General features: G+C 59.6%; 20 protein-coding genes. 12 read left to right on the forward strand and 8 right to left on the reverse strand.

Annotation, left to right across the window (positions count from 1 at the left end; genetic code table 11):
* Positions 1 to 345: 345 nt before the first annotated feature.
* The 5 genes from CFBP4996_RS11560 to CFBP4996_RS11580 all read left to right on the forward strand — a co-directional run bounded on the left by CFBP4996_RS11560 (position 346) and on the right by CFBP4996_RS11580 (position 8097).
* Positions 346 to 1296 carry a phosphoribosylaminoimidazolesuccinocarboxamide synthase gene (locus CFBP4996_RS11560; protein ID WP_065657018.1) on the forward strand — a complete coding sequence of 317 codons (951 nt, stop codon included), beginning with the start codon at positions 346 to 348 and terminating at the stop codon, positions 1294 to 1296.
* Positions 1297 to 1298: 2 nt separating this feature from the next.
* Positions 1299 to 1958 (forward strand): TetR/AcrR family transcriptional regulator, encoded by a 660-nt coding sequence (locus tag CFBP4996_RS11565; RefSeq protein WP_080853077.1) that lies wholly within the window; start codon positions 1299 to 1301, stop codon positions 1956 to 1958.
* Between the two features lie 198 nt (positions 1959 to 2156).
* Positions 2157 to 3359, forward strand: a complete 1203-nt coding sequence (locus CFBP4996_RS11570; RefSeq protein WP_059760011.1) for an efflux RND transporter periplasmic adaptor subunit — start codon at positions 2157 to 2159, stop codon at positions 3357 to 3359.
* 53 nt (positions 3360 to 3412) lie between these two features.
* Positions 3413 to 6502, forward strand: a complete 3090-nt coding sequence (locus CFBP4996_RS11575; protein WP_080853076.1) for an efflux RND transporter permease subunit — start codon at positions 3413 to 3415, stop codon at positions 6500 to 6502.
* Between the two features lie 149 nt (positions 6503 to 6651).
* On the forward strand, positions 6652 to 8097 hold the full coding sequence (locus CFBP4996_RS11580) for an efflux transporter outer membrane subunit (protein ID WP_080853075.1): 1446 nt from the start codon (positions 6652 to 6654) through the stop codon (positions 8095 to 8097).
* Between the two features lie 112 nt (positions 8098 to 8209).
* Here the strand turns inward: CFBP4996_RS11580 and efp are convergent, their stop codons facing one another.
* Positions 8210 to 8779, reverse strand: a complete 570-nt coding sequence (gene efp / locus CFBP4996_RS11585; protein ID WP_003521324.1) for an elongation factor P — start codon at positions 8777 to 8779, stop codon at positions 8210 to 8212.
* Between the two features lie 251 nt (positions 8780 to 9030).
* Here efp and epmA point away from each other — a divergent pair, with 251 nt between their 5' ends.
* The 3 genes from epmA (at position 9031) to CFBP4996_RS11600 (ending at position 11726) form a co-directional block, all read left to right on the forward strand.
* Entirely contained in the window at positions 9031 to 10095 is a 1065-nt protein-coding gene (gene epmA, locus CFBP4996_RS11590) for an EF-P lysine aminoacylase EpmA (protein ID WP_080853074.1), read from the forward strand.
* A complete protein-coding gene (locus tag CFBP4996_RS11595; protein WP_080853073.1) occupies positions 10092 to 11156 on the forward strand; it encodes a lysine-2,3-aminomutase-like protein in 1065 nt (354 codons plus the stop codon). Before epmA ends, CFBP4996_RS11595 begins: the two co-directional genes overlap by 4 nt.
* Positions 11157 to 11534: 378 nt before the next feature.
* A complete protein-coding gene (locus CFBP4996_RS11600) occupies positions 11535 to 11726 on the forward strand; it encodes a hypothetical protein (protein ID WP_003492264.1) in 192 nt (63 codons plus the stop codon).
* Between the two features lie 387 nt (positions 11727 to 12113).
* Here the strand turns inward: CFBP4996_RS11600 and CFBP4996_RS11605 are convergent, their stop codons facing one another.
* Complete coding sequence (locus CFBP4996_RS11605; RefSeq protein WP_003521320.1) at positions 12114 to 12350, reverse strand: Lrp/AsnC ligand binding domain-containing protein; 237 nt, start codon at positions 12348 to 12350, stop codon at positions 12114 to 12116.
* A gap of 103 nt (positions 12351 to 12453) precedes the next feature.
* Positions 12454 to 13380, reverse strand: a complete 927-nt coding sequence (locus CFBP4996_RS11610) for a LysR family transcriptional regulator (protein ID WP_080853072.1) — start codon at positions 13378 to 13380, stop codon at positions 12454 to 12456.
* A 130-nt stretch (positions 13381 to 13510) separates the two neighbouring features.
* On the opposite strand from CFBP4996_RS11610, the gene CFBP4996_RS11615 reads away from it, so the two are divergent.
* The 4 genes from CFBP4996_RS11615 (at position 13511) to modC (ending at position 17687) form a co-directional block, all read left to right on the forward strand.
* On the forward strand, positions 13511 to 14794 hold the full coding sequence (locus CFBP4996_RS11615) for an NAD(P)/FAD-dependent oxidoreductase (protein WP_080853071.1): 1284 nt from the start codon (positions 13511 to 13513) through the stop codon (positions 14792 to 14794).
* Between the two features lie 267 nt (positions 14795 to 15061).
* Complete coding sequence (gene modA, locus CFBP4996_RS11620) at positions 15062 to 15853, forward strand: molybdate ABC transporter substrate-binding protein (protein ID WP_080853070.1); 792 nt, start codon at positions 15062 to 15064, stop codon at positions 15851 to 15853.
* Between the two features lie 53 nt (positions 15854 to 15906).
* Positions 15907 to 16614 carry a molybdate ABC transporter permease subunit gene (gene modB, locus CFBP4996_RS11625; protein WP_020813461.1) on the forward strand — a complete coding sequence of 236 codons (708 nt, stop codon included), beginning with the start codon at positions 15907 to 15909 and terminating at the stop codon, positions 16612 to 16614.
* Positions 16611 to 17687, forward strand: a complete 1077-nt coding sequence (gene modC, locus CFBP4996_RS11630; protein WP_080853069.1) for a molybdenum ABC transporter ATP-binding protein — start codon at positions 16611 to 16613, stop codon at positions 17685 to 17687. The genes modB and modC overlap by 4 nt, the downstream gene beginning before the upstream one ends.
* Here modC and CFBP4996_RS11635 read toward each other — a convergent pair.
* From CFBP4996_RS11635 to thiO, 5 genes are all read right to left on the reverse strand, one after another.
* On the reverse strand, positions 17656 to 18051 hold the full coding sequence (locus CFBP4996_RS11635; protein ID WP_080853068.1) for a winged helix-turn-helix domain-containing protein: 396 nt from the start codon (positions 18049 to 18051) through the stop codon (positions 17656 to 17658). The genes modC and CFBP4996_RS11635 overlap by 32 nt on opposite strands.
* Positions 18052 to 18054: 3 nt before the next feature.
* Complete coding sequence (locus tag CFBP4996_RS11640) at positions 18055 to 19059, reverse strand: P1 family peptidase (protein WP_080853067.1); 1005 nt, start codon at positions 19057 to 19059, stop codon at positions 18055 to 18057.
* 88 nt (positions 19060 to 19147) lie between these two features.
* A complete protein-coding gene (locus CFBP4996_RS11645; RefSeq protein ID WP_080853066.1) occupies positions 19148 to 19921 on the reverse strand; it encodes a thiazole synthase in 774 nt (257 codons plus the stop codon).
* 4 nt (positions 19922 to 19925) lie between these two features.
* Positions 19926 to 20123, reverse strand: a complete 198-nt coding sequence (gene thiS / locus CFBP4996_RS11650; protein WP_080853065.1) for a sulfur carrier protein ThiS — start codon at positions 20121 to 20123, stop codon at positions 19926 to 19928.
* The gene (thiO, locus tag CFBP4996_RS11655) at positions 20092 to 21096 is read right to left on the reverse strand and encodes a glycine oxidase ThiO (protein WP_080853064.1); all 1005 of its coding nucleotides are present in this window, start codon (positions 21094 to 21096) and stop codon (positions 20092 to 20094) included. Before thiO ends, thiS begins: the two co-directional genes overlap by 32 nt.
* Position 21097: the final 1 nt, after the last annotated feature.

The following is a 21097-nucleotide window of genomic DNA, read 5'->3' on the forward strand; positions in this document are numbered from 1 at the left end:
CCAAAGCCATAAGCCCCGAAACCCAACAAGCAATCCGCTCATCAACTTGATTTCTTAAGAACGAAAGTCGCCGTCGCCAGCAGCGCCGCCGCCCTCGTTCAGTGAGCGGACTTATAAATCCACCCAACCAAACAAGTCAACACACCCTTCGTCAAAAAACTGACATTTTTATCAAACCATTGATTTTATTAGGGAGTTTTGCGTTTTTAACGGGAACCGGAGAAAAAGACGGCCTTCATGTCGCGACTGGCCCTGTTCCAGGAAACATGCAATAGGAACGGACGAGAGTTTCAGAAGACTTGAGGCGTCTAACGCCTCTTTATAAAGCCAAGAATTGGAGAGCCCGTGCGCATTCTCGATGAAGCCGTCATTTCCGAGCTGCCGAATTATTACCGTGGCAAGGTGCGGGAAAACTACGATCTGCCCGACGGCAACCGCATCATCATATCGACCGATCGCCTTAGCGCCTTTGATCGTATCCTCACCTGCATACCTTATAAGGGGCAGGTATTGACCCAGACGGCACGCTACTGGTTCGAACAAACGAAGGATATTTGTCCGAACCACGTCGTGAGCTATCCCGACCCCAATGTCGTCATCGGCAAGCGGCTGGACATATTGCCGGTCGAGGTGGTGGTTCGCGGTTATCTTGCCGGCACCACCGGCACGTCGATCCTGACCCTTTATAAGAAGGGCGAGCGGCAGATGTACGGCATGAGCCTGCCGGACGGGATGAAAGACAACCAGATTCTGCCCGAGCCGGTGATCACGCCGACAAGCAAGGCCTTCGATGGCGGTCATGACGAGCCGCTGACACCGGCCGAGATCGTGGAGAAGAAACTGCTGACGCAGGAGCAATGGGACACGCTTTCCCGTTACGCGCTGGCGCTGTTCAAGCGCGGGCAGGAAATTGCCGCGAAGCAGGGCCTCATTCTCGTCGACACGAAATATGAATTCGGGACGGATGAAAACGGCACCATCATCCTAGCCGACGAGATCCACACGCCCGATAGCAGCCGCTACTGGATGGCCGACAGTTATGACGAAAGCTTCCGCAACGGAACACGGCCGGCTAGCTTCGACAAGGATTTCGTGAGGGCCTGGGTCGCCGAACGCTGCGATCCTTATAAGGACGACGTTCCCGAAATTCCGCAGGACCTCGTCTTGCAGACTTCGAAGGTCTATATTGATGCATACGAGCGCATTACCGGACAAAGCTTCGTTCCCGACGATAGTGGCGAGACGCCGCTTGCAAGAATACGCCGGAATCTGGAGCCGTTCTTCCCCGGAGTCTGACCGTGAGCAAAACGATCGAACAGGCGAGAAAGGACGACAGGAAGAGTGACCGTCCTGTCAAGCGCCGGCCTCGCCGTTCCGCCGAGGAAACGCGGCGGGACATTCTCGCCAAAGCAGAAGAGCTTTTCCGGGAACGTGGTTTCAATGCTGTGGCGATTGCCGATATCGCCGCGGCACTCGGCATGTCTCCCGCCAACGTCTTCAAGAATTTCAGCTCGAAGAACGCGCTCGTCGATGCGATCGCCTTCGAGCAGATCGGCGCATTCGAACGGGGCATCCAGCCGCTGGATAAAAGCCACGCGCCGCTTTCGAGACTGCGCCATCTCGCCCGCACCCTGATGGAACAGCACCACCGGGATCTAAACGACAATCCCTACATATTCGAAATGATCCTGATGACGGCGAAGCAGGACATGAAGTGCGGCGACTATTATAAAGCCGTCATCGCCAACCTGCTCGCCGACATTATCCGCGACGGTATCGATGCGCGAATCTACGCGCCGGCCGAGATTTCTCCCCTGGCGGAAACCGTGCTCCACGCGCTGACAAGCGTGATTCATCCCGTCCTCATTGCCCGGGAAGATATCGGCAATTTAGCAACACGTTGCGATCAACTCGTCGATTTAATCGACGCGGGATTGCGCAATCCGCTTGCTAAGTGACGATTCCCAATTTACGTCACCTTCTCGCAATTGCTTGCGAAGCGCAAAAGCCTGCGCTTCTATGCGCTTGGCGGTCCGGACAGAATGAGCGAATCGGGTCCTTCCAAGGCCTTCGCCTGTCGTGTCTGCTTCCGGACGCGCATCCGCCGAGCGACATTGCGCTTATAGTTGAATGCGATCGATACGCAGGGAAGAACAATGAGCCGACGTATTTTACCCCTATTTGCTTCTCTGTGTGTGACCGCGCTTCTGGCGGGCTGCAGCGATGGCGGCGAGAGTAGCCAGAACGCCGCCCAGAGCGCCGAGCGTCCGCCGTCTCCGGTCAGCATCATCCTGATGAAGACCAGCGAATATCCGTTGACCACCGTTCTGCCCGGCCGCGCCAGCGCGTTCCAGACAGCAGAAATCCGCCCGCGCGTCACCGGCATCATCCGCGAAATTCCCTTCAAGGAAGGCAGCGAGGTCAAACAGGGTGATATTCTCTACCAGATCGAGGACAATACCTATCTGGCGGAAGTAGCGCAGGCGAAGGCAAACGTGGCGAAGGCGGAAGCAAGCATTCCGAGCGCCCAGGCGAACCTTGCCCGTTACGAACGCCTGGTCAACAGCGGCGCGACGCAGATCGAATATGAAAACGCCAAGGTGACGCTGCTGCAGGCCCAAGCCGATGTGGCCCAGACCAAGGCGGCGCTGGAAACGGCGGAAATCAACCTCGATCTCACCAAGGTCCGCGCTCCCTTCGACGGCATCACCAGCGCAACCGCTTTCAGCATCGGCAACGTTGTGACGGCCAACCAGACGACGGCTTTGACGACGCTGCGACGCATCGATCCGATCTATATCGACCTGATGGAATCCAGCATCAATCTTCTGCGTCTGAAAAAGGCGATCTCGTCGGGCCAGCTCGGCGGCGACACGAAGGAGACCGGCATTCACCTGACGCTGGAAGATGGCACGGAATACAAGCATGACGGCAAGATCGACATGTCGGACATGGCCGTGAGCGAAACGACGGGCACCTTCTCCATCCGCGCCCTCTTCGAAAACCCGGACGATCTTCTGCTTCCCGGCACCTATGTCCGCGCCACGCTGACCATCGGCAAGGAAAAAGGCTTCCGCATTCCGCAGCGTGCCGCGAGCCGCAACGCCAATGGCGAACTGACAGCGAAATTCGTGACGGCGGAAAACAAGGTGGAAACCCGCACCTTCCCGTCCAGCCAGCAGTCGGGCAATGCCTGGCTGGTGACGGAAAACGTCAAGGATGGCGACAAGCTCATCGTCGACGGCTTCCAGTGGATTGCCGACGGTGCGACAGTCGCACCGGTTGAAGTGACCATCGACGATCGCGGTATCGTCGTTCTGCCGCAGCAAGCTCAGCCTGCCGCCGCCCCCTCGAAATAAGCATGAGCACGAAACCCTCGGTCGAAGCTCGTAAAAGGTAAGGCAGGACTGCCATGGCCCATTTCTTCATCCGGCGCCCCGTGTTTGCATGGGTTATCGCCATCGTCATCATGCTGGGCGGCGCCCTTGCGATCTGGACGCTTTCCATTTCGCAATATCCCGATATCGCACCGACGACGGTACGCGTCAGCGCGACCTATAATGGCGCGAGCGCCGAGACAGTCGAAAAATCGGTGACGACCATCATCGAGGACGGCATGACCGGCCTCGACGACCTCACCTATATGACCTCGTCATCCTCCACCGGCAGCGCTGAAGTGACGCTGACCTTCGGCAACAGTATCATGCCTGACATTGCGCAGGTTCAGGTGCAGAACAAGCTGCAGCTCGTCCAGTCGCAATTGCCCGATACCGTGCAACAGCAGGGTATCCAGGTCAGCCGCTCCACATCGAGCATCCTGATGGTGGGAGCGCTGATCTCGACCGACGGCAAGCGCAACTCGGCCGATCTCGGCGATGTGTTCTCCTCGCGTGTCGAAGACCAGATCAAGCGCCTCGAGGGCGTGGGCAGCATCAACGTCTTCGGTTCCGAATATGCGATGCGCATCTGGCTGGATCCGTTCAAGCTCAATAAATACCAGCTGACCACGGCCGACGTGACCAGCGCCATCGAGAGCCAGAACACCCAGGTTTCGGTCGGTTCGCTTGGCGCGGTGCCCGCAGTCAAGGGTCAGCAGCTCAACGTGACCGTGACGGCGCAGAGCCAGCTCACCACCGTCGCCGATTTCGAATCGGTCATCCTGAAAGTCGAGAAGGACGGCGCAACCGTTCGCCTGAGCGACGTGGCCCGCATTGAAATCGGCCAGGAAACCTATGGTGGCGATTCCCGTTCAAACGGCCGTCCTTCGGCCGGTTTCGCAGTCAACCTTGCCACGGGTGCCAATGCGCTCGATACGGCAGCGCGCGTAAAGTCGGCGCTTTCCGCTGTCGAAGGCTCGCTGCCCGAGGGTGTTTCGATCGAATATCCCTATGACACGACACCCTTCGTGAAGCTGTCGATCGAGAAAGTGGTACACACGCTGATCGAGGCGATCATCCTCGTTTTCGTCGTGCTGCTGGTGTTCCTGCAAAACCTGCGGGCCACCTTCATTCCGATGATCGCGGTTCCCGTCGTGCTTCTCGGCACGTTCGGCGTCCTTGCGCTGACAGGATATTCCATCAACACGCTCACCATGTTCGCCATGGTTCTGGCCATCGGCCTTCTCGTTGACGACGCCATCGTCGTCGTCGAAAACGTCGAACGAATCATGTCGGAAGAGGGCCTGTCGCCGGTAGAGGCGACCGAAAAATCGATGGGCGAGATCACCGGTGCGATCATCGGCATCGCGCTCGTGCTCACCGCCGTGTTCATTCCGATGGCCTTCTTCGGTGGATCGACGGGCATCATCTACCGTCAGTTCTCGGTCACCATCGTTTCGGCCATGCTGCTTTCGGCGGTGGTCGCCATCGTTCTGACGCCGGCGCTCTGCGCCACGATGCTGAAGCCGATCGACCATCACAAGAAGCAGCGCGGACCGGGCGCGTGGTTCAACCGCGGCTTCGGCAAGACGACGGATGGTTACGTCTCCTCCATTGGCTACCTGCTGAAACGGCCTCTGCGCGTGATGATTATCTTCGCGATCGTGATCGGCGGCTGCGCCTGGTTCTTCAGCAAGCTGCCCAGCTCATTCCTGCCGCAGGAAGATCAGGGCGTACTGCTGACGATCATCCAGACGCCGACCGGTTCGAACATCGAACGCACCAATGAGGTGGTGAAGCAGGTCGAAAGCTACTTCCGTGAAAAGGAAGCCGCCAATGTCGAATCGGTTTTCGGCGTTCTCGGCTTCAGCTTCAGCGGTTCGGGCCAGAACAACGCTATCGTCTTCACCAAGCTCAAGGATTTCGCCGAGAGAACGGCCCCCGACCAACACGCCGGCGCCATCGTGCAGCGTGCGATGGGCACCTTCTTCGGTTTCCGCGACGCGCAGGTGTTCCCGCTTCTGCCGCCGGCAATTCAGGGCATGGGCACATCGAGCGGTTTCTCGATGTATCTGGTGGATAGCGGCCGCAACGGCACCGAGGCACTGACCGCCACGTCCAAGGAGCTGATCGCGCTGGCGACCAGCAATCCCAAGGTCAGCTCGCTCAGAAGCGACAGCCAGGACAATGAAACGCAGATGAAGATCATTCTCGATCAGGAAAAGATGGGCGCCATGGGCGTCGATCTCTCCTCCGTGAACCTCATGCTGTCGACGATCTTTGCCGGCCGGGATGTCAACGACTTCACGCTGAACGGCGAGCTCAAGCCCGTTTATGTTCAGGGTGATGCGCCCTACCGCATGCAGCCGGACGATCTCAAGTTCTGGTATGCCCGCAATACCAGCGGCGAGATGGTGCCTTTCTCTTCCTTCAGCGAAGTGAAATGGATCAATGCTCCGCCGTCTCTCGCCCGCTTCAACGGCACGGGCGCGATCTCGCTTGAAGGTACCGCCGGCGCGGGCGTCGCATCCGGTGACGCCATGGACGAGATGGAACGGCTGACGGCAAGCCTGCCGGGCGGTTACACGGTGGCATGGCAGGGCATTTCCTATCAGGAACGCCTTTCCGGCTCGCAGGCGCCGATGCTCTATGCGCTCTCGGTGCTGATCGTCTTCCTTTGCCTTGCCGCCCTCTATGAAAGCTGGTCGATCCCCTTCTCGGTCATCATGGCCGTGCCAGTGGGCGTCCTCGGCGCATTGACCGCGGCGCATTTCTTCGGCCAGTCGAACGACGTCTACTTCAAGGTGGGCCTGCTGACGACCATCGGCCTTGCAGCGAAAAACGCGATTCTGATCGTCGAATTCGCCAAGGAAAGACAGGAGCATGGACTAAGCCTGATGGAAGCGACACTGGAGGCGGCGAAGCTGCGCCTGCGTCCGATCATCATGACCTCGCTGGCCTTCATCCTCGGCGTCGTGCCTCTCGCAATCGCAACCGGAGCGGGTTCCGCCGCACAAAATGCAATCGGCATCGGGGTGCTGGGTGGTATGCTTTCTGCAACACTGCTCGGAATTTTCTTCGTTCCGTCCTTTTTCGTCATCATTCGTCGCCTTTCAAGGCGTTAACAAAACAAAAATGGGCTGTGCCAACCGTTAATACGCTGCTAGAAATGTTGCCGATTTGGCAAATGCACGTTTCTACGGCATATCGACCGCGCAGCCCATTTGTCAGCAAGCCGCGCTCGGTAAGCCAACCAGAGAATTGGGAAAATTACATGCTGTCTATTCGCGCTACTCTTCCCCTGACAATGCTGCTGCTCTCAGGCTGTGTTGTCGGGCCCGACCACAAGACGCCGGAAATCCAATTGCCGGGAAAGTTTGCGGAAGCCGGAAAAACCAGTAATGGCGACATCAGCAGCGTTGCGTGGTGGACAGCCTTTAACGATAGCCGCCTCAATGGTTACGTTTCCACTGGCCTCAGCCAGAACCTGACCGTGATGCAGGCGATCGAGCGCATCAATCAGGCGGAAGCCCAGGTTATCTCGGCCGGCGCGGGCGGTCTGCCGAGCCTGACGGCTAACGGCAGCCACACGACCAGCGAGACCAAGGGCAGCTACCGTGATGTTCCCGTCACCAACGTATCGTCGGGCGGTGTCAGCGTCTCCTGGCTGCTCGACCTCTTCGGCCGCTATCGCCGCGCCACGGAAAGCGCCAATGCATCGCTCGATGCCGCTTACTCCACCGTCGATGTTCAGCGCCTGACGCTGATTTCCTCGGTCGCCGCAGCCTATATCGATGTGCGTTATTATCAGGAGCGCCTGGCGATTGCCCGTCAGAACCTGGCTTCCCGCCGCGAAACGCTGGACCTGACCAAGTTGCAGCTTGAAGCGGGCGCGGCCTCCCGCCTCGATGTCGTCCAGTCCGAAGGTCTGGTCAACTCCACGCTGTCCGACATTCCGGGCCTCGAAACCAACTTCCGCAAGGCGGCGCATCGCATTGCCACGCTGCTTGGCCTGCCGGCCTCATCTCTGATTTCCGAATTGCAGAAGGGCGCACGCCAGCCGGTTGCCCGCAGCATTCCGCGCACCGGCATTCCGGCCGATCTCATCCGCAATCGTCCGGACATTCGTGTCGCCGAACGCAATCTCGCCGCCGCAGTTGCCTCAATCGGTGTCGCGGAAGCGCAGCTCTATCCCAGCATCGAGCTCGGCGGCTCGATCACGCCAAGCTACAATTTCCTGAGCGGCGGCGGCAGGGGAACGGCCAATAGCTGGTCCTTCGGTCCGAGCCTCGTTCTGCCGATTCTCGATGGCGGCAGCATCCGCGCCAATATCGATCTGGCGAATTCCCAGGCCCGTGAAGAATATCTCGTCTGGAAGCAGACGGTGCTGACCGCTGTGGAAGAAGTCGAAAACGCTCTGGCCGCTGTCACCCGCGATCAGCGCACGGCCGATGCATTGCGCAAGACCGTGGCATCCTATCAGGAAGCGTTGCAGCTTTCGACGGCCAGCTACCGCGACGGCGCCTCCTCGCTGCTCGACGTTCTCGATGCGCAGCGTCAGGTTTCCACCGCACAGGCAAGCCTTGCACAGGCTGTACAACAGACCGCGCAGGACTACGTCTCGCTGAACGTGGCGCTCGGCGGCGGTTACGCCGTTGGCCAGACCACGGCTCCGAAGAAGGCGCCCGGCCCGACCCGGACCGCGGCAAAGGCCATGTAAGATACGCCGCTAGGCAAAGAAAAAGCCCGCGTCTCGACGCGGGCTTTTTTGTTATTCATGACACAAAAAAAGCACCGGTCTCCCGGTGCTTCTGTCTAACCGGCCGTCAGGCTCAGTTCTTGGCGCGCTCGACGTAGGAATTGTCTTCCGTCGCGATGACCACGCGGATACCGGCATCGATATGCGGCGGCACCATGGTGCGGATACCGTTGGAAAGAATGGCCGGTTTGTAGGAAGAAGACGCCGTCTGACCCTTAACGACCGGTTCGGTTTCCGTGATTTCCAGCGTGACGTGGCGCGGCAGTTCGACGGCCAGCGGATTGCCTTCATGAATGGAAAGAATGCAGGTCATGCCTTCCTGCAGATAGGCCTTCTGATCGCCCATCGTCTCAGTGTCGACCACGACCTGGTCATAGTTCTCCGGGTTCATGAAGTGGAAGCCTTCGCCATCTTCATAAAGGAACTGGAAGTTGAGGTCTTCAACGAAAGCGCGCTCGACCTGCTCGGTGGTGCGCCAGCGCTCGGAGACCTTCACGCCGTCAACGATGCGGCGCATGTCCACCTGCGTGACCGGCGTGCCCTTGCCGGGGTGAAAGTTCTGCGCGGTAAGAACGACGTAAAGCTTGCCGTCCACGTCGAGAACATTGCCCTTGCGGACGGATGAGGCGATAACCTTGACCATATGACTTCCTTGTAACTCGATGAAATGCGTCGTAAAGGACTGCGCGGCAGCACCGGCCCCGGCAGACGTTTTGTCTTTTTTCTGGGGCGCAACTACCTTAAATCCGCACGAATTGCCAGCCTTCTACAGCAATTCGCGGAAGAGTGCCTAGCGGTTTTCCGCCCGGAATAGCTTTAAATGACGCGATCAGGCGTTTTGCGGGCCGTTTATCCGCAATTGGGCGCCGCAGAGAAGACGGAAAAGAACAGAGAATGCGCGCAAGCAACGAGACAATGTCGCCATGGTGGACGCCGGACGTCCACGCCGACCGCCGCGCGTTTCTCATTGGGCGCAATGCGATCCAGTCGGCTTTTCGCGGCTATTTCGCCAGCGCCGATTTTCTAGAGGTCGACACTGCTGCATTGCAGATTTCCCCCGGTAATGAGGCGCATCTGCATGCTTTCTCCACACAGGGCCTGACGCCGGCCGGCGACGCCGCGCCGCTTTATCTGCACACCTCGCCTGAATTCGCCTGCAAGAAGCTGCTCGCCGCCGGTGAAAAACGCATCACCTGTTTTGCCCATGTTTACAGAAACCGGGAACGAGGCCCTCTGCACCATCCGGAATTCACCATGCTGGAATGGTACCGGGTCGACGAAACCTATGAGAGCCTGATGAAGGACAGCGCCAATCTTCTGGCGCTGGCAGCCGAAACCGCAAAGACGAAGAATTTCACCTATCGCGGCCGCAGCGTTGATCCCTTCCTCGAGCCGGAGCGGGTAAGTGTCGCCGAAGCCTTCGAGCGATATGCGGGCGTCGACCTGCTGGCCACCATCAGCCGAAGCGGCGAAACCGACGCTCGCCATCTTGCGGCGAACCTCACCGATGCCGGCATCCGCGTGGCCGATGACGATACCTGGGCGGATATGTTTAGCCGCGTCATCGTGGAGCGGGTGGAGCCGGAACTGGGTTTCGACAGGGCGACAATTCTCGATGAATATCCGACCTGTGAAGCGGCCCTTGCCCGCAAATCACCCAAGGATGCGCGGGTGGCGGAGCGTTTCGAGCTTTATGCCTGCGGCGTTGAACTCGCCAATGCCTTCGGCGAATTGACTGACGCCACCGAGCAGAGGCGACGTTTCGAAATGGAAATGGCCGAGAAGCAGCGGGTTTACGGCGAAACCTATCCGCTGGACGAGGATTTTCTGGCCGCGCTGGCAATCATGCCGCCGGCAAGCGGCATAGCGCTCGGTTTCGACCGGCTGGTGATGCTGGCAACCGGCGCGCCCCGTATCGATCTCGTCATGTGGGCCCCAGTCGCGGAATATGGACGATGACAGGGCTTGAGACCATCAAGACAGCCGAAGCACTTCTTGAAGCGGGGCTTATCGAAGCCGAAGCGCTCGAGACGCTGCGCACGGTGACGCAACGTTACGCGCTCGCCATCACGCCACCGATTGCCGGGCTTATCGACAGCCGCGACCCGCAGGATCCCATCGCCCGACAATTCGTTCCTGATCCGGCCGAACTCGTTCATCTTCCTGAAGAACGGGACGATCCGATTGGCGACGACGCGCATAGCCCCGTCCACGGCATCGTCCACCGTTATCCAGACCGGGTGCTTTTAAAGGCAGTGCATGTCTGCCCCGTTTATTGCCGCTTCTGTTTCCGCCGGGAGATGGTCGGACCGCAGGGCAACGGTATGATGAGCCCGGCGGAACTTGACGCCGCATTCGGCTATATAAAGGCCAATCCCGCCATCTGGGAGGTCATCCTGACCGGTGGCGATCCGCTGGTGCTTTCCCCACGGCGCTTGTCCGACCTGATGACGCGCCTGAAAGACATACCGCATGTGAAGATCGTCCGCTTCCATACCCGCGTGCCGGTTGTCGATCCCGACCGTATCGACGCGGCGCTGATCGATGCGCTGAAGGCCAGCGGCAAAACCACCTATGTGGCCCTGCACGCGAATCATTCCCGGGAACTCAGCGAAGCCGCAAGACAGGCTTCGGCACGCCTGATCGATGCCGGCATCGCCATGGTCAGCCAGACGGTCCTTTTGAAAGGCGTCAATGACGACCCGGCTGTTCTTGCCGAGTTGATGCGCGCCTTTGTCGAGACCCGTATCAAGCCTTATTACCTGCATCATCCCGATCTTGCGCCCGGCACCAGCCATTTCAGGCTGACGATAGAAGAGGGACAGCGAATCGTTTCCGCTTTGCGGGGGCATGTCTCCGGCCTTTGCCAGCCGACCTATGTTCTCGACATTCCCGGTGGCCACGGCAAAGCGGCGATTGGCAGAAATGCGGCCGAAAAGACCCGCGATGGCTGTTATTCCGTTTCCGATTTCAACGGAAACGATCATATTTACCCGCCGCCATCTACCGGCGACGATTAAAAAATACATAAAAAGCCTGCTACAGCGGGCTTTTCGCGACGGCGGCCAACGAAAACAAAAATTTCACATTTCCGCCCCTCTCCTGTCATCATAAAGAAAAATATTCTACCTATAACAATCAGCATTGATTTTAGTGCTGGTCTGGATTATCAGTGTGGAACGGGAGAACGAGTCTCCTGATTCCGGGCCAACACCAATACAGGGAGTGTGTCATGTCAAAACATATCAACATCAACGCAATCCTTGGTTTTGAGTCCTGGAACGCTGGATTTAAATCCACGTGTTCCCGCTGCTGTCGAATGTGACTTAACGGTCTCAATTTCCTGAAAATCAGTTCGACAACATGCTGTGTGAAGTAGCCACAGCGGGAGTATATCTATGCAGAAGCAAGTTATTGAATTCGCTGGCGAGCCCGTCGGCATCGTCATCCCGGATAATGACCGGTTGAAGTTCATCGCGGTGAAGTTCCACGTTCACGACCTGGACGAACAGAAGTTCGACAGCGCCGACGACGTGCGGATTGCGATCCGCGATCTCGTGCGCAACCGGAATCTGGCCGCGGTCGCCTGATGCGGGAAAACTTTCGCCCGCTCACAGAACCGTCAAAACCAGAGCGCGCCAAATATCGGACCCCGAACAGCGGCCCGATGGCGCGCTTTCTTCTCGGTTGACAAGCCATCTACCCGCCTGACACCAGCCATTCAGGGTGTATCAAAAGCTCTGATGCACTAAGCTAAAAAAAACGCCTGAAAATCAGGATTAGAGCCGAACGCCACGTACGCGGTCTTCCTGACGCATCCAACTCTTCCCTCATTCCTGTGCTCGTCACAGGAATCTAGCCAGACCAAGTCCTTGGGCTGAAAGGCCTCTCCCTCCGCGCAGACGCGCGTCGACTGGATTCCTGTGACAAGCACAGGAATGAGGGCCGAGCGCGTAATCGAAGGTTCGAATTGCGGGTCAGAATGCAGTAAACGTCAGCGTCGTCAGCGAACGCACGATTCCCGGAATATTGACGATGTTCTGGTTGATGAACTTGCCGATATCCTCTTCCTGCGGCAGATAGATTTTCAGCAGCAGATCATATTCACCGCTGGTGGAATAAAGCTCGGAAACCAGTTCCGTTTTATAGATGGCGTCGGCGACATCATAGGTCTTGCCGGGCTCACATTGAAGCTGAACGAAAATGGGCTTCACGGACATCTCCCGTATTTGAACTTTCGGTGCATGGCTGCTCGCGCCACGCGTCATGGCGCACTATTGGCTGAGCGGCGTCCGTCTTGCAAGACCGCTTACCGGTTTACGCCGAAAACTCCGCGGTCCTGCCGTTCGCGCCGATTGCGGCCTCCGAAACGATCCACCGCCGGAAACTCTCGAGCGGCGCATAGCCGGCGCGATCCGGCATGCAGGCGAGATAATAGGCTTCCTCGCTCTCCACTTCCCCCGCAACAGCCGCGACCAGACGACCGCTTCGCAACTCCTCCTCGATCATGAAAGAAGGAATGAGCGACGCCCCAACCCCTGCGCTCGCCGCCTCGGCAATCGTCGTGAACTGATCGAAAAGCATGCCATGCACATTGTCGAAACCAACGTCGTGGCTGCGAAACCATTGTTCCCAGGCATCCGGCCGTGTCGTCATGTGCAGCAACGGGACATGCAGCAGATCGTCCGGCTTTGAAAGTCCGTGTCGCGCCTTGAAGGCGGGGCTGCATACCGGAATGACCTTTTCATGCATCAGGAAAACCAGCTCGGTGCCCGGCCAATGCGGCAATCCGAAATGGATCGCCGCATCGACTGTATCGGTGCGGAAATCGAACAACGATGACCGCGTCAGAAGATTAACCGAAATGCCGGGGTGTCTGGCGATGAAATCGGGTAGGCGCGGCACGAGCCAGCGCGTGCCGAAGCTCGGCAGAACCCCGAGGTTGAGCGTGCCGCCATCCGGATTGGCGCGCAGGTTGAGCGAGGCCGTCGATATGCGCCGCAAGGCCTCGCGGATTTCCCGCGCATACCCCTCCCCCGCCCTTGTCAGCCGGATCGTCTGCCGCTCACGCAGGAACAGCGCCACCCCAAGCTGCTCTTCGAGCGCCAGGATTTGGCGGCTGACCGCACCCTGCGTCAGCCCCAGTTCCCTCGCAGCGGCGGTGACGCTGCCCGTCCGGGAAGCGGCTTCGAAAGCCGCCAGCAACGAAAGCGACGGCAGAAAACGGCGTGGCGGCAGGACCATATTCCCTCCCGGAATGAACTCTTGACGATATGTCGATATTCAACAGGCAAGACCGCTTGTAAAGTCTTATAAACAAGGGCTTGTCACTCATACGAAGAACAAATGAACTGGCCCGGAACATGGTGGAACGATGTATAATGACCCCCGCTCGCACGGCCTCTGGGAAAAGACCGCGCCGCAGCCGCCCGTAACGCCCGCCTTGCAGGGCGCAGCGGTCGCTGATGTCGTCGTCGTCGGAGGTGGCTTCACCGGCCAGTCCGCTGCCCTTCATCTTGCCGAACGCGGTGTGGATGTCGTTCTTCTCGAAGCAAGGGAAATCGGCTTCGGCGGCGCAGGCCGCAATGTCGGCCTCATCAATGGCGGCATGTGGGTCATGCCGAAAGAGCTGCCCGGCGTGCTCGGCGAGGTTTACGGCGAACGCCTTCTCGACCTTCTGGGCAATGCCCCGCTTCTCGTGCGCGAACTGGTGGAAAAACACGCAATTCCTTGCGAGATCGAAAAAAACGGCACGCTCCATTGCGCTGTCGGAGAAAAAGGGCTCGCCGAAATCCGTGAGCGCTGCGAACAATGGGCAGAGAGGGGCGCACCCGTCCGTATCCTCGATGCCGAAGAGACAGCAAGACGCACCGGCAGCACGGGCTATTCCGGTGCGCTTCTGGATACACGCGCCGGCACGATACAGCCGCTTGCCTATGTTCGAGGCCTTGCCGCAGCCGCCCAGAAAGCGGGCGTGCGCCTGCACACCGAAAGCCCCGTTGTAGCGACCGAACGCAGCAATGGAAAATGGGTGGTCAAGACGCCGCAAGGGTCTGTAATCGCCAACTGGATCGTTGTGGCCACCGAAGCCTATAGCACCGGCCCATGGCAGATCGTTCGCGATGAACAGGTCTACCTGCCCTATTTCAATTTCGCGACCAGACCGCTCGGCGATAACCTGCAAAAGAGCATCCTGCCCGGCCTTGAGGGCTGCTGGGATACGAAGGAGATTCTCTCATCCTTCCGCATGGACAAAGCCGGCCGACTGGTCTTCGGCAGCGTCGGCGCCCTGCGCGGCACCGGAGCCGCCATTCATCGCGCCTGGGCGAAGCGCTCGCTGAAGCGGCTTTTCCCGCAACTCGGAGATACGGAGTTCGAATGTGAATGGTACGGCCAGATCGGCATGACGGACAATGCCGTTCCACGGTTTCACAAATTCGCTGAAAATGTCGTCGGCTTTTCAGGTTATAACGGCCGCGGCATCGCGCCGGGTACGGCCTTCGGCAAGGTCATTGCGCAGCATATTCTCGGTGAGATTGCTGAAGCCGAATTGCCGCTGCCTTTGACGGAGCCGAAAGCGCAGGATTTCCGGACGGTGAAGGAAGCCTATTACGAGGCAGGCGCACAGATCGCCCATTTCGCCGGCGAGCGTTTTTGATCGGACACGGAGCCGCTTCAAGGGAACGACGTCATCCTTGAACTTGTCCCAAGGATCTAATCACATTCAAAAAATGGAGACGTTGCAGATGCGCGGGACAAGCCAGAGCATGACGAGGAGAGCTTTTCGAGCTTAACCACCCCTCTGCACAGACACCCCGGCAGCCTCTTTTCCCCATCCCATCGATATATCCTTGAAAATATAATGATTGCCCTATAGGCCTATCGATATATTCATCAGAATATCTCGAACCGGGGGTAACAGACCATGAGACTTTTGCGTCGCAGTTTCTTCAAAACCATTGCCGCAGCCACATCCTTCTGGATGGCGGCCTCACTCGCGGCCGTTCCGGCTCATGCCGCCGAAAAAGTCACAGTGTTTGCCGCCGCAAGCATGAAAAACGCGCTCGATGCTCTCAACGCCGAATGGGCAAAGGAAAGCGGTAACGAAGCAACCGTTTCTTATGCAGCAAGCTCGGCGCTGGCCAAGCAGATCGAGCAGGGCGCACCGGCGGATATCTTCATTTCCGCCGATCTCGCATGGATGGACTATGTCGCCGAAAAGAAGCTGATCAACGCTGACAGCCGCTCCAATCTTCTCGGCAACCGCATCGTTCTCGTCGCTCCGGCCGACAAGGCAAAGCCGGTCGAGATCAAGCAGGGCTTCGATCTTGCCGCTCTGGTGGGCGATGGCCGTCTGGCCATGGGCGCGGTCGATTCCGTGCCGGCGGGCAAATACGGCAAGGCCGCTCTGGAAAAACTTGGCGTCTGGTCCTCGGTCGAACAGAAGGTCGCCGGCGCGGAAAGCGTACGTGCCGCCCTGCTGCTCGTCTCGCGCGGCGAAGCACCCTATGGCATCGTCTACCAGACCGACGCCGCCGCCGATCCGGGTGTGAAGATCGTCGGCACCTTCCCGGAAGACAGCCATCCGCCGATCATCTACCCGGTCGCCATTCTTTCGGAAGCCAAGTCCCCGGCAGCAAAAGCCTATCTGGATTTCCTGAAGTCGGCCAAGGCAACGCCCTTCTTCGAAAAGCAAGGCTTTACCGTTTTGAAATAAACTGCCTTTCGTGGCCCCAACGTATGGGCCGCGAGAGATGACGATTGCAGGATATGGCATTGCATTGGTGGACACTCAGCCCTGAAGAATGGACGGCGATCAGGCTCAGCCTGTGGGTGTCGTCCATCGCCATGCTTGCCAGCCTGCCTTTCGGAATTCTGGTCGCCGTGGCGCTGGCGCGCGGTCGCTTCTGGGGCAAGTCTCTCCTCAACGGCATCGTCCACCTGCCGCTCATCCTGCCGCCCGTCGTCACCGGCTTTCTGCTGCTCGTCCTGTTCGGCCGCAGGGGCGCGATCGGGCAATTTCTCGATAGCTGGTTCGGCATCGTCTTTTCCTTCCGCTGGACCGGAGCGGCGCTCGCCTGCGCCGTCATGGCCTTTCCGCTGATGGTGCGCTCCATCCGCCTCTCCATAGAAGCGGTGGACCGCAAGCTTGAAGAGGCGGCGGGAACATTGGGGGCAAGCCCGTTCTGGGTGTTCCTCACCGTCACCCTGCCCTTGACCCTGCCCGGCATCATTGCCGGCATGATCCTGGCTTTCGCCAAGGCCATGGGCGAGTTCGGCGCGACCATCACCTTCGTGTCCAATATTCCCGGCGAGACCCAGACTTTGTCCGCCGCCATCTATACCTTCACCCAGGTTCCGGGCGGCGATGCCGGTGCGTTGCGGCTAACCATTGTCTCTGTCGTGATTTCCATGCTCGCTTTGCTCGTCTCGGAGTTTCTGGCCCGCATCGTCGGCAAACGGGTGAGCATGGAATGACGCTTTCGGTAGCCACCCGCCATCGCCTCGGTTCTTTCGAACTCGATGCGTCATTCACCTCCGAAGGCGGCGTCACCGCCCTGTTCGGGCGCTCCGGCTCCGGCAAAACCTCGATGATCCGCATCATAGCAGGCCTGTTGCAGCCGGATGAGGGACAGGTTTTGCTCGATGGCGAAGTGCTGGCCGATAGCGGAACACGGCTGTTCCTGCCGGCTCATAAACGCCGCTTCGGTTATGTTTTTCAGGAAGCGCGGCTCTTCCCGCATCTCAGCGTGGCGCAGAACCTGCATTACGGCAGATGGTTCGCCGTGAACAAAACCGGGAGCGCGAATGAAGACCGCATCGTCGACATGCTCGGCATCGGCCATCTCCTGCAGCGCCGGCCGGACAAGCTTTCCGGCGGCGAAAAACAGCGTGTCGCGATTGGCCGCGCGCTCCTCTCATCACCCAGGCTGCTGCTGATGGACGAGCCGCTCGCCTCGCTCGACGAGGAGCGAAAAGCCGAAATCATTCCCTATCTCGAACGGCTGCGCGACGAGACGAAAATCCCGATCGTCTATGTCAGCCATTCTATTCAGGAGGTCGCCCGCCTCGCCGACCGCATCGTGGTGATGAAGGACGGCAAGGTGGAGGCGCAGGGAAAAGCGGCCGACGTGCTTTCCAGACCGGATTTCAGCACGCATCTCGAACGACGCGAGGCGGGCAGCATTCTTTCCGGGCACATTGAGAGCTTTGATGAGCGACATGGGCTTGCCGCCGTGAGGCTGAAGACCATGATGCTCCATGTTCCGGCAAAGAGGGGAACGGCCGGCAGCCCGGCACGGGTGCTCATACCGGCGCGCGATGTGATGCTGGCAACCGTAAAGCCCGAAGGCTTAAGCGCGCTCAACATTCTCGCGGGCCATATCGCGACTGTTTCTGCCAGCGAAGACGGCATGGTCACGGTTCATGTAGATTGCGGCGGCGACATCATCCAGTCGCGCATCACCGATCTGTCACGCGAGAGGCTGCAGCTGGAGCCCGGAAAACCGGTGCACGCGATCATAAAGTCGGCGGCTCTCGATCCCTATTGAGAGCCGCGTCGGGATTGCGGTTGGCCTCCAGCCAGTCGATATCCGCGCGCAAGGCCTCGTTCATCCGCTTTTCCATGCTGCGGTAACGCTCCAACACCTCAGTGCCGAAAGCGGTCAGCGCCGCACCGCCGCCCTGTTTGCCGCCACGCTGCGATTCAATGACCGGTTGCCTGAACATATGATTCAGCGCATCCACCAGCAGCCATGCGCGACGATAGGACATGTCCATCGCCCGCCCTGCGGCAGAGATGGAGCCGGTCTCGACAATCAACTCCATCAATTCAATCTTGCCATGGCCGAGACGTTCCCCAGGTGGAAAGTCGATACGAAGAACAGGCTTCAGTGGAGAAAGGGCCTCACTCATCGTTCAAAGGCTCCGTCCATGAACATCGCGATAGGCCTTTTGCGCTCCATCCACCGGCAAGGCCGTCGCCTCATAGACGCCACGCGCGACCGCGCGCGCCATCACCATGGTCGCCAGATGGCAAAGCTCGGCGAAATGAACGCCGCCCTCAAGCGGCTTTTCACCGGTCGAGGCCGCGAACATGGTGTCGCCGTCGCTTGGCAGATGGGCGGGCAGAACGGCGCGCGCCAGCCCGTCATGCGCCATAATGGAAAGGCGATGCGCCTGCGCCTTGGTCAGCGCGGCATCCGTCACCACCGCACCGATGGTCGTTGCCGTGAGATTGACCCCCTTGAGGCGCAGCGCGGTATGATCCGGCTCGAAACGATCGGGAAAACCGCAATCGCCGTATTCACCCTGCACTTCAAACGGCGCGGACCAGAAATGGCGGCTCGTTCCAACGGTTGCCGAGCCGAGCGCATTGACGGCAACGATGGCCGCCACCTTATAACCGCCGGAACTGACGGCGCTTGCCGAACCGAGCCCGCCCTTGAAGGTGGCGGTCGTCGCACCCGTTCCCGCACCGGCCGTTCCAAGTTCGAAAGGCTCCGCACGCACCGCCTTGAAGGCCGCATATCCCATCTCGCGATAGGGTGAATGCAGCCCCCAATCCTTGTCGCCGCCATTCAGCAGATCCATCAGGATTGCCTGCGGCACGATGGGAACGCGGGTGGAGCCCACCTGCAGGCCGCGTCCGATTTCGCGCAGCCCGGCCTGAACGCCACCCGCCGCATCCAGTCCGAAGGCAGAACCGCCGGACAGCACGAAGGCGTCCACCGTTTCCACCGTCATCGTCGGGTCGAGCAGGCCGGTATCGCGCCCGCCCGGCGCACCACCCAAAACAGAACCGGAAGCGACGGCGGGCTTTTCGAAAACAATCGCCGTAACACCGGAGCCGAGGGCGAGATCGGTGACATTGCCGACCGAAACGCCGCCGATATCCGTCAGAAGATTGGTGAGTGCCGCCATGCCGTTTCCCTTTTCTTCCGGTATCCCGCCACCATCAGGCACTGTCAACGCAAAACGTGACGTGCCTGATGTCGACGACAAGCCGCGATCAGGAAAAAACAGCCGTTCCGATCACGGGCGTCGAGGGAACGGCCATGTCCCTCGGCTCCAGCGGCCCGGAGAGATATGCCTGATGGCCGGCTTCTATGGCGCGGGCGAAAGCCTCCGCCATTCCGACCGGGTCTCCCGCACCCGCCACCGCCGTGTTGAGCAGAACGGCATCGTAACCGAGTTCCATCACCGTGACCGCATGCGACGGGCGGCCGATACCGGCATCGACAATCAGCGGCACATCCGGGAAACGCGCCCGCATGGATTTCAGCGCCGTCAGATTGAGCGGTCCCATGGCGCTGCCGATTGGCGCGCACCAAGGCATCAGCACTTTGCAGCCTGCCTCCAGCAGCTTCTCGGCGACGACCAGATCGTCGGTCGTATAGGGAAAGACCTCGAAACCATCATCGCAGAGGATTTTCGCCGCCTCGACAAGTGCGAAGACATCGGGCTGCAGCGTGTCATGATGGCCGATGACCTCCAGCTTGATCCAGTTAGTGCGGAACACATCGCGGGCCATCTTTGCCGTCAGCACCGCTTCCTTGACCGTGTGGCAACCCGCGGTGTTGGGCAGAATCTGGCGATCCAGCTCACGGATAAGTTCGAAAAACTGACCGCCCTTCTTGCCAGCCGCCGTTTCCCGGCGCAGTGAAATCGTCAGAATATCCGTGTTGCTCGCCCGCACGGCATCGGCAAGCACGGCAGGGGACGGATAGCGCGCCGTGCCGAGCAGGAGACGGGACGAGACCTCGCGGCCATAAAGCATCAGCATCGTTTCAGCCTCCCTGCATCGGCGAGAGGATTTCGATACGGTCGAAAGCCTTCAGCTTATAATCGGCGCGCTCTTCCGAATGCACCAGATCGCCGTTTACCGCCGTCGCCAGCCACTCACCCTCGTATTCGAGGCTGGCGAGCAGGCCGGCCAGCGTCTCGGCGGCGAGATCAAGCTCGTCGCCATTCACCAGAAATTTCATGATCCCGTTCCTTTTGAGAGAGAGTTTGGCAGACGATTTCAGCCGCCTGCCGCGCCATCGCCGGCGACAGCAGAAAGCCGTGCCGGTGCGCGCCGTTGATGAAAATTGTCCGGCCATCCTGCGTGACCTTCGGCAGATTGTCGGGATAGGCGGGGCGCACGCCGGTGCCTGTCTCGATGATTTCCGCTTCCGCGAAAGCCGGATGCACGGCATAGGCGGCATTCAGGAACTCCATCATCGAGCGGGCGGAAATGGCGCCCGCATCTTCCGTCTCGATCATCGTCGCGCCCACCATGAAACGGCCGGGCTCGCGCGGCACGATGTAAAGCGGAATGCGCGGATGCAGCAGCCGGACGGGACGAGACAGGGAAACCTCCCGCGTGGCGAGATAGAGCATCTCTCCCCGCACACCGCGAAGATCGGAAATCCCGCCGATCGCCGCAGAACCAGTGCAATCCACCACCCGGTCGAACGGCTCTTCATCCAACGGGATACCCATATGGAACTGCACCCCCATGGCGCGAAGCCGCTCATGCAGCGATTTCAGTGCTAGACGCGGATCGAGATGCCCCTCGCCCGGAAAATAAAGCCCTGAGCGAAACCGCCCGGCAAGATCTGGCTCCAGCGCGGCGATTTCGCCCTCATCCACCCAGCGATAGCCAGCGGTCCGCGATGCGAAACGCGAAAGCTCCGCCTTGTCGCGGGCCGGCGCAATGACCAGCGTACCGTGCCGCACGACAAGGCCGGGTGTCGCTTCATCCCACCAATCGAGCGCCGCCTGACCGAGCGTCAGAACCGGCTCTTCAGCGCTTTCACGCTCGCACCAGGGCGCCAGCATGCCGCCCGCATACCAGGATGCGCCGCGCGAGGGTTCGGCATTGCGCTCGCAAACCTCGACGGTAACGCCGGTCCGCACCAGTTCGAAGGCCGCCGTCAGACCGGCGACCCCCGTTCCCTTGACCAGAACGCGCATG

Origin of the sequence: Agrobacterium leguminum (assembly GCF_005144435.2) — a bacterium.
Taxonomy (GTDB): domain Bacteria; phylum Pseudomonadota; class Alphaproteobacteria; order Rhizobiales; family Rhizobiaceae; genus Agrobacterium; species Agrobacterium leguminum.

What these genes read in the sequence shown, in the direction of transcription:
- CFBP4996_RS11570 (WP_059760011.1), top strand. Translation starts at nt 2,157, where the DNA reads ATGAGCCGACGTATTTTACCCCTATTTGCTTCTCTGTGTGTGACCGCG.
- CFBP4996_RS11575 (WP_080853076.1), top strand. Translation starts at nt 3,413, where the DNA reads ATGGCCCATTTCTTCATCCGGCGCCCCGTGTTTGCATGGGTTATCGCC.
- CFBP4996_RS11580 (WP_080853075.1), top strand. Translation starts at nt 6,652, where the DNA reads ATGCTGTCTATTCGCGCTACTCTTCCCCTGACAATGCTGCTGCTCTCA.
- efp (WP_003521324.1), bottom strand. Translation starts at nt 8,779, where the DNA reads ATGGTCAAGGTTATCGCCTCATCCGTCCGCAAGGGCAATGTTCTCGAC.
- epmA (WP_080853074.1), top strand. Translation starts at nt 9,031, where the DNA reads ATGCGCGCAAGCAACGAGACAATGTCGCCATGGTGGACGCCGGACGTC.
- CFBP4996_RS11595 (WP_080853073.1), top strand. Translation starts at nt 10,092, where the DNA reads ATGACAGGGCTTGAGACCATCAAGACAGCCGAAGCACTTCTTGAAGCG.
- CFBP4996_RS11600 (WP_003492264.1), top strand. Translation starts at nt 11,535, where the DNA reads ATGCAGAAGCAAGTTATTGAATTCGCTGGCGAGCCCGTCGGCATCGTC.
- CFBP4996_RS11610 (WP_080853072.1), bottom strand. Translation starts at nt 13,380, where the DNA reads ATGGTCCTGCCGCCACGCCGTTTTCTGCCGTCGCTTTCGTTGCTGGCG.
- CFBP4996_RS11615 (WP_080853071.1), top strand. Translation starts at nt 13,511, where the DNA reads ATGTATAATGACCCCCGCTCGCACGGCCTCTGGGAAAAGACCGCGCCG.
- modA (WP_080853070.1), top strand. Translation starts at nt 15,062, where the DNA reads ATGAGACTTTTGCGTCGCAGTTTCTTCAAAACCATTGCCGCAGCCACA.
- modB (WP_020813461.1), top strand. Translation starts at nt 15,907, where the DNA reads ATGGCATTGCATTGGTGGACACTCAGCCCTGAAGAATGGACGGCGATC.
- modC (WP_080853069.1), top strand. Translation starts at nt 16,611, where the DNA reads ATGACGCTTTCGGTAGCCACCCGCCATCGCCTCGGTTCTTTCGAACTC.
- CFBP4996_RS11635 (WP_080853068.1), bottom strand. Translation starts at nt 18,051, where the DNA reads ATGAGTGAGGCCCTTTCTCCACTGAAGCCTGTTCTTCGTATCGACTTT.
- CFBP4996_RS11640 (WP_080853067.1), bottom strand. Translation starts at nt 19,059, where the DNA reads ATGGCGGCACTCACCAATCTTCTGACGGATATCGGCGGCGTTTCGGTC.
- CFBP4996_RS11645 (WP_080853066.1), bottom strand. Translation starts at nt 19,921, where the DNA reads ATGCTGATGCTTTATGGCCGCGAGGTCTCGTCCCGTCTCCTGCTCGGC.
- thiS (WP_080853065.1), bottom strand. Translation starts at nt 20,123, where the DNA reads ATGAAATTTCTGGTGAATGGCGACGAGCTTGATCTCGCCGCCGAGACG.
- thiO (WP_080853064.1), bottom strand. Translation starts at nt 21,096, where the DNA reads ATGCGCGTTCTGGTCAAGGGAACGGGGGTCGCCGGTCTGACGGCGGCC.